Raw genomic sequence first — 11,778 nt, 5'->3', positions numbered from 1 at the left:
TTCCACCTGTCTTCTTGTTTTCAAACAGAAAACCTGCTCTGGCCTGATTGCCAAAGCAGGTTTTTCTACAGGCTGAAGGCCACAGCAATGCTGTGGCCTTTTGAAAAGCGGTCAGTTGTCCTGTTCGAATTTCAGCACCGAGCCGTCGGTGGCGCTGATTTCGTATTCATATTCCAGATTGCCGGACTTGAAATCGATGGAGTAGTGGGGAATATCATCGTCCAGCTCGCTGTCCATTTCCAGCTCCCGGATGGCGGACTGATCCAGCCCGGCGTGGCTCAGGGCCTTGGCCAGCGCTTCGTCGGCGCTGATGAAGCTGCCGGAAGCGGCGGTGGCCTTGTTCTCGCCCTTCAGAACGCTGCCGGTGCTGCCGTCGATCTCGTATTCATACCGGGTGCCGTTCGCCTGGAACTTCACCTCATACTGGATGCGGCCGTCGTCCCAGTCCCGCTCAATGAACAGGTTCTGCACCTGATCCTCGGTCAGGCCCGCGGCGCTGAGCGCGGCAGCTTTGGCGCCGGTCTCGCCAATGTCGGTGGAGGTGGCGCTGCTGCCGCCGCTGCCGGAACCGGCGCTGATGGCGGTGGGGGCGGCATGGGCTTCGGACTCATACTGGCGCACGGTGCCGTCCGCGTTGATTTCGTATTCGTATTCGGTGCTGCCCTGCCAGAAGTCCACCTCGTACACCCGCTGGCCGTCGTCCCAGTCCAGCTTGGCGGTCAGGCCGGTCACCTGATCGGCGGAAAGGCCCGCGTGCTTCAAAGCGGCGGCCTTGGCAGCCTCCAGGCCCACGTCGGTGCCGCTGGTGGCCACGCTGCCGGAGGAGGCGTGCTCCTCCTTCTCGCTCTTCAGAATCTGGCCGGAGCCGTCCACCGCGCAGAAGTACTCAGTGCTGCCGGCCCAGAATTTCACCTTGTACACAAAGCGCCCGTCGTCGTAGCTGGGAATCACCACGATGCCCTCTGCCTGATCCTCGCTCAGGCCAAAGGCGGAGAGCGCGGCGGCCTTGGCGGCGGCCTGATCGATGGAGCCGTTCTGGCCTGCGGCGGCGGTGTAGGTCTCGGTGTGATTCTTCACAATCTCGCCGGTGGTGGCGTCCACGTCGTATTCATATTCCACGTTGTTGGCCCAGAATTCCACCTCGTAGACCATCCGGCCGTCCTCCACGTCGAAGTCCACCTTGGAAACGGTCACCTGATCGGCGGTCAGGCCCGCGTGGGCCAGGGCGGCATTCTTGGCCACCTCGGTGCCGATGTAGCCGCCGTCGCTGGCGCGGCCGGTGGAGCTCACGGTGGAAAGAGTGGTGGCCTGGCTGGAGAGCAGCAGGTTCAGATCGTTCACGGTGCGGCCGGCCAGGCTCTCAAAGGTGAGGGTGGGGTTCTGATCCACCAGCTGCTGGATCAGCTGTGCCTTGCCCAGCGAGATGCCGTATTCGTCGGCCTTGGCCTGCAGATCCTGATTCTGGTTCACCACCTGGCTCAGGATGGCCCCGTTGATGGAGCTGGAGGTCATCACCGCGTTCACCGTCTCGGTGAGCTGGCTTTCCAGCTGGGCGGCGCGGGTGGCGTCGTCGTCCTCCACGGTGATCAGGATGGAGTTGGCCAGCTCATCCACATAGCCGTTTTTCAGCAGCGAGCCCATCAGGGCGTTCACCGCCACATCCAGCGTGGAACCCTTCAGGTCCATGCCGTCCAGCACGGCGGCGGCGTCCTCGTTCAGGGCGGTGGCCCGCAGCACCCGCTCGCGGCTGTTCAGCACCAGCTCGATGCTGGGGTTCACATCCAGCGAAACAACGGACGCGGCGGTCTGGGACTGATTGTAGTAAACGGAGCCTCCGCCAATGGCCAGAACCAGGCAGGCGGCAGCGGCCAGAGCGGCCAGACGCAGGGGCTTGCGGTTTTTCTTTTCGGGATTCTGATTCGTCATGGGGATCACGTTTCCTTTCCGGTCATCACAGCGAAGGAGAACGCTTTCCACGTCGTTGGGTGCCGCGTGTTCCAAAGCGGTGCGCAGCGCCTGTTCCACATTGCGGTCGGTCATTGCGCGTCATCTCCTTCCAGAATGGTTTTCAGCTTTTTCAGGGACCGGTGATACTTGGAAAGCACGGTGGGAAGCGCCAGATCCAGAAACTGGGCGATCTCCCGGTGTTTGAGCCCGCACACCGCGTGCAGCACCACAATGTGGCGCTCCTCGTCGGAAAGGCGGGCCAGAGCCGCGCTCAGCACGGTGCGGTCGTCGGCGGTCAGGGTGTCGCTCTCGATGGAAAAGGCGGACCACTCAGCCTGGGAAAGATCCTGAATGCGGGCCGCGCTGCGCAGCCGCCCCAGCGCCAGATTCCGGGCGATGGTGAGCAGCCATGCCATGGGCTTGCCCTGCGGCCGGTAGGAGGGAGCGGCGGCCCACACCTTCACGAAGGTATCTTGGGCCACATCCTCGGCCTCCGCGCCGTTTTTCAGGTAGGAGAGGGCCAGACCATAGACCGCCGCCCGGGTACGGCGGTACAGTTCGGCCAGATCCTCCCGGCTGCCGGCAGCAATGCCGCCGATCAGCGCCTCCAGCTCCCCGTTGGGGTTCGCGGCACGGGCCTCCTGGGCCATTGCGCCAAGCACAAGTATCATATCGGTTGTCTCCTGTCATTCAAGTAATGCACGGAACGGAACGTTTATTGCATCGCTGTCAAAAAAATTTTTGGAGGGCGGCAAAAGCCGCTTCCCGCCTTTATTATACGGCCCGGCAAAGCCGCTTTGCAAGGGGAAAGCAAAGCCCGGCGGGCACGGCAAAAAAAGACCCCGCAGGGCGGCCACAAGCGGCAGCCCTGCGGGGCAAAACAGAATGAAGAAGGAAACAGCGAAATTAAGGGAAGATCAGCGCCGGCCGGAAACCTTCAGGCGGGCCATGGCGCGGGCCAGAGCGGCCTTGGAGTGATAATACTCCTCCACGCTCTTTTTCTGGCGCATGCGCTCCTCGGCGCGCTCCTTGGCTTCCTGGGCGCGCTTGGCGTCGATCTCCTCGGGCTTTTCGGCGGTGCTCACCAGCACGATGGCCCGCTCGGGCATGATCTCCACAAAGCCCTGGCCGATGGCGGCAACGTGCCACTCACCGTCCACTTTATAGCGCAGCTCGCCGGGCTCCATGGCGGTCACGGCGGGCTCGTGGCCCGCCTGCACGCCGTACAGACCGTCGATGGCCGGAATCACCAGCTCCTGGGCGGGGCCGATGTAGAACTGGCGCTCGGGGGTGATGATCTCCAGAAACAGGTCAGCCATCAGATCGCCCCCTGTGCACGGGCCTTCTCACGCACGTCGTCCACGGTGCCCACGTTGGAGAACGCGGTTTCGGGGTACTGATCCAGCTCGCCGCCCAGAATGGCTTCGAAGCTGTTGATGGTCTCGGCCAGGGGCACATACTTGCCCTGCAGGCCGGTGAACTGCTCGGCCACGAAGAAGGGCTGGCTGAAGAACTGCTGGATGCGGCGGGCCCGCTCCACGGTCTTTTTGTCGTTCTCGCCCAGCTCTTCCATGCCCAGAATGGCGATGATGTCCTGCAGCTCCTTGTAGCGCTGCAGCAGCTCCTGCACGCCGCGGGCCACGTTGTAATGGCGCTGGCCCACCACGTCGGGCTCCAGAATGCGGCTGGTGGACTCCAGAGGATCCACAGCGGGGTAGATGCCCTGCTCCACGATCTTACGGCTCAGCACGGTGGTGGCGTCCAGATGGGTGAAGGTGGTGGCGGGCGCGGGGTCGGTCAGGTCATCGGCGGGCACATAAACGGCCTGCACGCTGGTGATGGCCCCGTTCTTGGTGGAGGTAATACGCTCCTGCAGAGCGCCCACCTCGTTGGCCAGGGTGGGCTGGTAGCCCACGGCGCTGGGCATACGGCCCATCAGGGCGGATACCTCGCTGCCGGCCTGCACGTAACGGAAGATGTTGTCGATGAACAGCAGCACGTCCCGCTTTTCCTTGTCGCGGAAGTACTCGGCCATGGTCAGGCCGGTCAGGGCAACGCGCATACGGGCTCCCGGGGGCTCGTTCATCTGGCCAAAGACGAGGGCGGTCTTTTCCAGAACGCCGGACTCGCTCATCTCGCGCCACAGGTCGTTGCCCTCGCGGGTACGCTCGCCCACGCCGGTGAAGATGGAGTAGCCGCCGTGCTCGGTGGCGATGTTGCGGATCAGCTCCTGAATCAGCACGGTCTTGCCAACGCCCGCGCCGCCGAACAGGCCGATCTTACCGCCGCGGGCGTAGGGGGCCAGCAGGTCGATGACCTTGATGCCGGTCTCCTGAATCTGAACCACGGGGCTCTGATCCACGAATTTGGGGGGGTCGCGGTGGATGGACCACTTCTCGGAGTCGGTCACTTCCTCGCGGCCGTCGATGGCATGGCCCAGCACGTTGAACATGCGGCCCAGGCATTTTTCGCCCACGGGCACTTCGATGGGCGCGCCGCTGGCGGTCACTTCCACGCCGCGGCCCAGGCCCTCGCTGGGGCTGAGCATGATGCAGCGCACGGTGTTGCCGCCCACATGCTGGGCGACCTCCATGACCTGCTCGGCGCCGTTCAGCTGCACGGTCAGGGCGTCGTTGATGGCGGGCAGCTTGCCGTCCTTGAACTCAACGTCCACAATGGGGCCCAGAACCTGTGCGATGGTGCCTTTGTTTTGCATATCGGTTCCTCGCTTTCAATTATCGAACAAGTAGGAAAGGAAAATCAGGAGCGGTGCAGCACGCTGCCGTCGGCGCTCACCAGCAGGGTGAGGGCGGGCTGAATGTGCCGCTCGGGGCGAACCTTGCCGCCCTTTTGCTGGGCGCCGCCCACGATCTCGGTGATCTCCTGGGTAATGGCGGTCTGCCGGGCCCGGTTGTATTCCAGCGAAAGGGTGCGGATCATCTCGCGGGCGTTCTTGGTGGAGGAATCCATGGCGGTCATGCGGGCGTTCTGCTCGCTGCAGAAGGATTCCACCAGGCAGCCGAAGAGCACACCTTTCAGGTAGCCGGGCACGATCTTGTCCATGACCTTGTGCGCAGAGGGAACGTACACCACCTGCCGGTTGTACTGGCCGGCGGTGTACTGGGGCTCCTTGTGGGAGAACTGCTCCCTCGTCAGGGGCAGCAGCTGGTAGGTGGCGGGCCGCATCAGCACGGGGTTCACCATCTCGGTGTAGATCACATGCACCTCGTCCAGCTGGCCGCGCAGGAACAGATCCACCATGGTTTCGCTGATGTCCCGGGCACGGGTCACGGTGGGGTCCTGGGCGGTGTAAAGGAACTCGCCATCCACGTTCACGTTCTTGCCGGCAAAGTAGGCCCGGCCCACCTGACCGATCACAAACAGAACCGGATTTTCGGTGGCGGCCAGCTTTTCCTCGGCCAGCTTGAGCACGTTGTGGTTGTAGGCGCCCGCCAGACCCTTGTCGCCGGTGATCACGATGTAGCCCACCGTGCGGGGCTTCTTTTCGGGGCGGGTGTCCATGAAGGGGTGATGAAACTCCTCAGAGTGATACAGGATATCGGCAATGGTGTCCTGTATCTTCTGGAAGTAAGGCTCCACGCCATTGAGCTGCTGGCGGGCCTTGCGCATCTTGGAGGAGGAGATCAGATACATGGCATTGGTGATCTTCAGGGTCTGATCCACGCTCTTGATGCGGGTACGGATCTCTTTTATGCTTGCCATTGCGCGCTCACCTGTCCCTTATAGGCATCCAGTTCGGCGCGGATGCTCTCGGCAACAGCGGCGGAAAGCGCGCCGGTGGATTCGATCTCTTCCAGCAGCTGGGGCTGGGTGTTTTCCAGGTAGTCCACAAAGCCCTGGGCCACCTCGCGGGACTTGGCCAGGGGTACGTCCGCCAGCAGGCTGCCGGTGGAGATGTACAGGATGACCGCCTGGCGGCTCACGCTCATGGGATGATACAAAGGCTGCTTGAGGATCTCCATCAGCTGCTTGCCGTGATCCAGCGCGGTCTGGGTGGCCTTGTCCAGGTCAGAGCTGAACTGGGTGAACACCTCCAGCTCGCGGAAGCGGGCCAGGTCGATACGCAGGGTACCGGCGGTCTTTTTCACGGCCTTGGTCTGGGCGCTGCCGCCCACACGGCTCACGGAAAGGCCCACGTTTACGGCGGGGCGCTGGCCTGCGAAGAACAGGCTGCTCTCCAGATAGATCTGGCCGTCGGTGATGGAAATCACGTTGGTGGGAATGTAGGCGGAAACGTCGCCCGCCTGGGTCTCGATGATGGGCAGAGCGGTCATGGAACCGCCGCCGTATTCCTTGGTCAGGCGGCAGGAACGCTCCAGCAGGCGGCTGTGCAGGTAGAACACGTCGCCGGGGTAGGCCTCACGGCCGGGGCTGCGGTGCAGCAGCAGGCTCAGGGCACGGTAGGCAACCGCATGCTTGGACAGATCGTCGTAAACGATCAGCACGTCCTTGCCCTTGGACATGAAATACTCGCCGATGGCAGTGGCGGAGTAGGGGGCAATGTACTGCAGCGGCGCGGGCTCGCTGGCCGGGCTGGACACGATGATGGTGTAGTCCATGGCGCCGTACTTGACGAAGTTGTTGCGCAGCTGGGCCACGGTGGAGGCCTTCTGGCCGATGGCCACGTAGATGCAGATCACATCCTTGCCCTTCTGGTTCAGGATGGTATCCACCGCAATGGCGGTCTTGCCGGTCTGGCGGTCACCGATGATCAGCTCGCGCTGACCGCGGCCGATGGGAACCATGGAGTCGATGGCCAGAATACCGGTCTGCAGGGGAACGTTTACCGGCTCGCGGCTCACAACGCCGGAAGCCTCGCGCTCGATGGGCATGCGGGCATCCGCCTCGATGGCGCCCAGGCCGTCGATGGGCTCGCCCAGCGCATTCAGGGTGCGGCCGATCATGGCCTCGCCGGCGGGAATGTCCGCCGCACGGCCGGTGCGCTTGACCACGCTGCCTTCAGCCAGGCCCTCTTCGCTGCCCAGCAGAACAACGCCCACGCTGTCCCGCTCCAGATTCAGCACGATGCCCTTGGCGCCGGTCTCAAATTCCACCAGCTCGCCGTAAACCGCCTTGTCCAGGCCGTACACGGTGGCAATGCCGTCGCCGATCTCGATCACGGTGCCGGTCTCTTCGTGGGTGGCGCGGCTGTCGTATGATTCAATCTCCTCGCGGAGAATGGAAATGATCTCTTCGGATTGATTCACTGTGGCTTCACCTCTCTTGCAGGCGGCGCGCCAGACGATGCAGCTGCCCGCTCACACTCTTGTTATAGGTCGTCCCGTCAATCTCCAGGACGAAGCCGCCCACCAGGGACGGATCAACGATCACCTGCATCTCCACGCCGGCCCGGCCGTGGCGGCGGCACATGGCTTTGGCAATGTCCACCACCATGGCCTCGTCCGGCATCTGGGCGCAGCGCATCACGCATACCGTCTGGTTGGCGGCAGCCAGCGTGAGCAGATGATATTCAGATACGATATCGGCCAGCAGGGCAAAACGGCCCTTTTTGGCCAGCAGTTCATAAAAATGCATCAGCCGGTCCGGGCAGCTGGCAAAGGGCAGGCGGTGCAGCACCGCCTGTTTTTCCTCCAGACGCACCGCCGGGCTGACCAGCGCCTCCATCAGGGGCTTATTTTCCAGAATGAGCTGCGCGGTGGCGCGCAGCTCGTCCTCGGTGCAGCCGGCCTGATACAAAGCGCTCGCGTAACGGGCGGCAGTCAGGCTCATGCGGTTTCCTCCACTTCAGCCAGGAAGGCGTTGACCAGATCCCGGTCGGCCTGGCTGTTCATCTTCTGCTGCGACACCTTGGAAGCGGCCAGCAGAGCCAGCATGGCAATCTCCTGACGGGCACCCTCCAGCAGGGCGTCCCGGTCGGCCTGGGCCTGCTTCTGGGCATCGGCCTGCATGCGGGCAATGTCGTCCCGGGCCTTGGCCAGCTGAGCCTCGTACTCCTGCTGGCCGCGCTTTTTGGCCGCATCCACAATGTCCTGGGCCTCTTTTTTGGCGTTCAGCAGCTGAGCCTCATATTCCTGGCGGCTCTTTTCCGCGGCGTCCATCTTGGCGTTGGCGCCGTCGATGGTGTCGGCAATTTCTTTGGAGCGTTCGTCCAGCATCTTGGTCACCGGACCGAACAGAAACTTCTTCATCAGAAGCAGCAGAATCACCAGGTTGATGAACACATAGATGATCTCTGCATTAAGGTTTAAAATCGACACGGCTCATCGCCCCCTCGATTACTGCATGAAGATCAGCAGGATGGCGATCAGGAAGCCGTAGATCGCGGTGGCCTCGGCCAGGGCGCAGCCCAGCAGCAGGTTGCTGCTGATCTTGCTGGCGGCCTCGGGCTGACGGGCAATGGCCTCGTTGGACTTGGCGGTGGCAAAGCCGATGCCGATACCGGCACCCAGGCCAACCAGAACAGCGATAGCGGCAGCAAAAGCGGTAGTCATAATAAGTTCCTCCTAAAATTCAGTTCAGTTTGATTCAAAAGTTTTTATTCAATGGCTTCGCCCAGGAACAGGGTCGTGAGGAACACGAACACCACCGCCTGGATGATACCGTCGAATGCGTCGAAATAAAGGCTCAGGGGAATGGGCACCAGAACCGGGGCAACGATCTTGACCAGCTCCATGATCACGAAGGAGGCGAAAACGTTACCGAACAACCGCATGCACAGCGAAAGCGGCCGGATGCCGATCTCCAGAATGTTCAGGGGCGCCACGATGGGCGAGGGCTCTGCAAATTTGTGCAGGCCGCCTTTCAGCCCCTTGATGCGGAAACTGGAACCGTAGATGAGCAGCACCGCCATAAAGGCCATGCCGGCGGTCACGTTCAGGTCCTTGGTGGGCGGCGTGATGCCAATGAACTCGGACAGGTTTGCCAGCACCAGGTAGATGCCCATGGTGCCGATGTAGGGCGCGAAGGTACGCCAGTGTTCGCCCAGATTGTCCTTACAGAAGTTGTTGATGAACCCAACCAGCATTTCGGCTACCATCTGCCGGCGGCCGGGCACCTTTTTCAGGTCGTGGGTCAGCCAGATGCAGAAGATGGTGAAGAGTGCGATGAGAATCCAGCTTCCCACTGCCGATTCCGGCACCGGAATGCCGCCGAACAACGGGATCTCGAACGCCGTTTTGCTTTGCAGCGCCGCTGTGAGTTCTTCCTTAATATCCAATCATATCCCCCCTTTTCGGTACCTGCATATTTTATGACAAAGCGTACCGGAGCGAAAGCCTTACGAAAGTAAAAAAAGTAAAAAAAGGGGCTTTGCAAAAGGTGTTTGGCGGTTTGCACAACAGTTGTTTTCGTTGTGGAAAATTCTGCGGGAAGGATGCCCTGCGCCCCGCCCGGCCATTTGGCGAAGCGGGCAAAATGTGCTATGATACTTTATATATCGTCAAAAAACGAACGGGGGCATCCGGCTCCCGGAACAGCGGGGAGGAAATTGGCTGTGAAATGGCTTTCGCGCCTGAAAAAGACCCTGAATGCCCAGCTGGTCACCCTGAGCGTGGCGCTGATTGTGATCACGGTGCTCATCGCCATGGGCAGCAGCCTGTGGCTGAATCTGCAGTCCAGCCATCAGATGATGGACCGGAACATGCTGGATGTGGCCTATCTGCTGGCCCGCACACAGGATGTGCGGGGCCTGCTGGAGGGCGGCGGCAACCAGTCGGTCACCGGGCTTTTACGGCAGGTGGTGCGCCGGGTGAGCGATCTGGATGTGGCGGTGGTCATCGACCCGAACGGCAATCTGGTGGCCGGGGCCAGCACCCGCAGCGGTCTGCTGGGGGTGGTTCAGCCGGACCCGAACCAGACCGAGCCGGTGTTTCTGCAGGAGGGCGAAACCCAGGACGGCATGGAACGGTGTGCCTGCGCCAAGGTGTTCGACGAGGAGGGCAATCTGCTGGGCTACGCCGTGGTGGGCGTTTACATGCGGTCGGTGTACCGGATGGTGGCCGGCACGGTGCTGCAATATCTGCTCATCGCCGCGGTGGCGCTGAGCATCGGCGGATTCTGCGCAAGGCGGCTGGCCCGCTACATCAAAAACGAGCTGGCGGGCTACGAGCCGGAGGATCTGTATCGGCTGATGGTGCAGCGGGCGGACATCTGGGACGCACTGGAGGAAGGCGTGCTTGCCATCGACGAGAGCGAGCGCATCATCTATCTGAATGCGGCTGCCCGCCAGATGCTGGAGCTGCCGGTGGGTGATGCGGCGGGCCAGCCGCTGCATCAGGTTTACCCGGAAAGCACGCTGGATCGGGTGCTGCACAGCGGAAAGGCAGAATACAATGTGCCGCTCAAGTCCATGGTGCATGTGAAGATTCTGGCGGATCGGATGCCCATTGTGAAGAACGGCCGCACCGTGGGTGCGGTGGCCATCTTCCGCAACCGCACCGAGATGGTGCGTCTGGCCGAAAACCTGACCGGTGTAAACCATGTGGTGGAGGCACTGCGGGCCAACACCCACGAATTCATGAACAAGCTGCATGTGATTCTGGGCCTGTTGCAGCTGGAGGAATACAAGGAAGCCGAGCGCTATGTGCTGGAGCTCACCAAGGTGCGGGCCCAGTCCATGGGCGGCATCACCGGCCGCATTCAGGAGCCGGCGGTGGCGGCACTGCTCATCGGCAAGCTGAGCCGCGCCCAGGAGCTGCGGGTGGTGTTCCGGCTGGACCCCTCCAGCCATTACCCCCACGGCAGCCGCTGCCTGCCCACCGACGCCATGATTTCGCTGCTGGGCAACCTGATCGAGAATGCCTTCGATTCCTTTAAAAATGTGGCGGACGGCGCGGTGCGTGAGGTGGAGGTCTGCATTCAGGAGGAGCAGCAGGGCCTGCTCATCTGCGTGGAGGACACCGGCTGCGGCATTCCGCCCAAGGTGCGTCAGCGGATGTTTGAACAGGGATTTTCCACCAAGGGCGAGGGCCGCGGCACCGGCCTTGCGCTGGTGCAGGGCATCGTGCAGGCCTATGGCGGCAGCGTGCGGGTGGAATCCGTGGTGGGGCTGGGCACCACCTTTACCATTCATATCCCGCCCCAGGAGGAAACAGACGAAATGCCGAAGGAAAAGGAGGAGAACGCTTGTATCAGGTCGTGATTGTGGAGGATGACCCCATGGTGGCCATGCTCAACCGCCGCTATACCGAAAAGGATCCCCGGTTCAGGGTGTGCCGGGAATGCCCGGACGGCCGGGCCGCGCTGGAATATCTGCGGGCTCACCCGGCGGATCTGGTGATTCTGGATATGTACATGCCCCAGATGGACGGGCTGGACGTGCTGCGTCAGCTGCGGGCGGCGGGGGTGAGCACCGATGTGATCATGATCACCGCCGCCAGCGACACCGCCACCGTGGAGGCGGCCATGCGGCTGGGCGTGGTGGACTATCTGGTCAAGCCCTTTGAATACGAGCGGTTCCGGCAGGCGCTGGATGCCTTTGACCGGCGGCGGCAGGCCATCCGTTCCGAGAGTGTGAACCAGCAGCAGCTGGATGAGCTGCTCCACCGGGGCGCGACTGTGCCCGCAGGGGAAAAACCGGAGGAAAAGCCTCTGCCCAAGGGCTTGCAGCCCAAAACGCTGGAGGCCGTCTGCGCCTGTTTGCAGGCCAACCCTCAGGGGCTTACCTGCGAACAGCTGGCCATGCAGACCGGCTTTTCCGCAGTGACGGCCCGCCATTACGTGCATTACCTGGAGGAATGCGGCCGGGCCGATTCCCGGGTGGACTACTCCACCGGCGGGCGGCCCAGCGTAATCTATACCCTGCGCGGCTGAATGCGGGCGAAACGGAAATATTAAGGAGGGACAGTGCGA

12 protein-coding genes are annotated in these 11,778 nt (G+C 62.3%); 2 read left to right on the top strand and 10 right to left on the bottom strand.

Annotation, left to right across the window (positions count from 1 at the left end; translation table 11 throughout):
- Positions 1-111: 111 nt before the first annotated feature.
- The 10 genes from ACESYO_RS12585 to ACESYO_RS12540 form a co-directional block, all read right to left on the bottom strand.
- Entirely contained in the window at positions 112-2,040 is a 1,929-nt protein-coding gene (locus ACESYO_RS12585; RefSeq protein WP_373210264.1) for a PepSY domain-containing protein, read from the bottom strand.
- Positions 2,037-2,618 carry an RNA polymerase sigma factor gene (locus ACESYO_RS12580; RefSeq protein WP_283128720.1) on the bottom strand — a complete coding sequence of 194 codons (582 nt, stop codon included), beginning with the start codon at positions 2,616-2,618 and terminating at the stop codon, positions 2,037-2,039. The genes ACESYO_RS12585 and ACESYO_RS12580 overlap by 4 nt, the downstream gene beginning before the upstream one ends.
- Before the next feature lie 246 nt (positions 2,619-2,864).
- Entirely contained in the window at positions 2,865-3,266 is a 402-nt protein-coding gene (locus ACESYO_RS12575) for a F0F1 ATP synthase subunit epsilon (protein WP_058963835.1), read from the bottom strand.
- A complete protein-coding gene (gene atpD, locus ACESYO_RS12570) occupies positions 3,266-4,663 on the bottom strand; it encodes a F0F1 ATP synthase subunit beta (protein WP_058963834.1) in 1,398 nt (465 codons plus the stop codon). Before atpD ends, ACESYO_RS12575 begins: the two co-directional genes overlap by 1 nt.
- Before the next feature lie 44 nt (positions 4,664-4,707).
- A complete protein-coding gene (gene atpG, locus ACESYO_RS12565) occupies positions 4,708-5,670 on the bottom strand; it encodes an ATP synthase F1 subunit gamma (protein WP_373210261.1) in 963 nt (320 codons plus the stop codon).
- Positions 5,658-7,175, bottom strand: a complete 1,518-nt coding sequence (gene atpA, locus ACESYO_RS12560) for a F0F1 ATP synthase subunit alpha (protein ID WP_370828108.1) — start codon at positions 7,173-7,175, stop codon at positions 5,658-5,660. Before atpA ends, atpG begins: the two co-directional genes overlap by 13 nt.
- A 7-nt stretch (positions 7,176-7,182) precedes the next feature.
- Positions 7,183-7,698, bottom strand: coding sequence for an ATP synthase F1 subunit delta (gene atpH / locus ACESYO_RS12555; RefSeq protein ID WP_058963831.1), 516 nt, complete (start codon positions 7,696-7,698; stop codon positions 7,183-7,185).
- Positions 7,695-8,186 carry a F0F1 ATP synthase subunit B gene (atpF, locus tag ACESYO_RS12550; RefSeq protein ID WP_058963830.1) on the bottom strand — a complete coding sequence of 164 codons (492 nt, stop codon included), beginning with the start codon at positions 8,184-8,186 and terminating at the stop codon, positions 7,695-7,697. The genes atpH and atpF overlap by 4 nt, the downstream gene beginning before the upstream one ends.
- 18 nt (positions 8,187-8,204) lie before the next feature.
- On the bottom strand, positions 8,205-8,420 hold the full coding sequence (gene atpE / locus ACESYO_RS12545) for an ATP synthase F0 subunit C (RefSeq protein ID WP_058963829.1): 216 nt from the start codon (positions 8,418-8,420) through the stop codon (positions 8,205-8,207).
- Positions 8,421-8,464: 44 nt separating this feature from the next.
- Complete coding sequence (locus ACESYO_RS12540; protein WP_058963828.1) at positions 8,465-9,145, bottom strand: F0F1 ATP synthase subunit A; 681 nt, start codon at positions 9,143-9,145, stop codon at positions 8,465-8,467.
- Between the two features lie 276 nt (positions 9,146-9,421).
- On the opposite strand from ACESYO_RS12540, the gene ACESYO_RS12535 reads away from it, so the two are divergent.
- Together ACESYO_RS12535 and ACESYO_RS12530 are read left to right on the top strand one after the other, a co-directional pair.
- Positions 9,422-11,068, top strand: coding sequence for an ATP-binding protein (locus tag ACESYO_RS12535; RefSeq protein ID WP_373210259.1), 1,647 nt, complete (start codon positions 9,422-9,424; stop codon positions 11,066-11,068).
- Positions 11,053-11,739: a response regulator gene (locus tag ACESYO_RS12530; protein ID WP_283128718.1), complete on the top strand. Its 687-nt coding sequence runs from the start codon at positions 11,053-11,055 to the stop codon at positions 11,737-11,739. The genes ACESYO_RS12535 and ACESYO_RS12530 overlap by 16 nt, the downstream gene beginning before the upstream one ends.
- Positions 11,740-11,778: the final 39 nt, after the last annotated feature.

This window comes from Allofournierella massiliensis, from assembly GCF_964241245.1.
Lineage (GTDB): Bacteria > Bacillota > Clostridia > Oscillospirales > Ruminococcaceae > Allofournierella > Allofournierella massiliensis.
This window is presented reverse-complemented; position numbering and strand designations above follow the sequence as displayed.

Excerpts from the sequence above, each read along its gene's own strand:
- ACESYO_RS12585 (WP_373210264.1), bottom strand. The coding sequence starts at position 2,040 with ATGACCGACCGCAATGTGGAACAGGCGCTGCGCACCGCTTTGGAACAC.
- ACESYO_RS12580 (WP_283128720.1), bottom strand. The coding sequence starts at position 2,618 with ATGATACTTGTGCTTGGCGCAATGGCCCAGGAGGCCCGTGCCGCGAAC.
- ACESYO_RS12575 (WP_058963835.1), bottom strand. The coding sequence starts at position 3,266 with ATGGCTGACCTGTTTCTGGAGATCATCACCCCCGAGCGCCAGTTCTAC.
- atpD (WP_058963834.1), bottom strand. The coding sequence starts at position 4,663 with ATGCAAAACAAAGGCACCATCGCACAGGTTCTGGGCCCCATTGTGGAC.
- atpG (WP_373210261.1), bottom strand. The coding sequence starts at position 5,670 with ATGGCAAGCATAAAAGAGATCCGTACCCGCATCAAGAGCGTGGATCAG.
- atpH (WP_058963831.1), bottom strand. The coding sequence starts at position 7,698 with ATGAGCCTGACTGCCGCCCGTTACGCGAGCGCTTTGTATCAGGCCGGC.
- atpE (WP_058963829.1), bottom strand. The coding sequence starts at position 8,420 with ATGACTACCGCTTTTGCTGCCGCTATCGCTGTTCTGGTTGGCCTGGGT.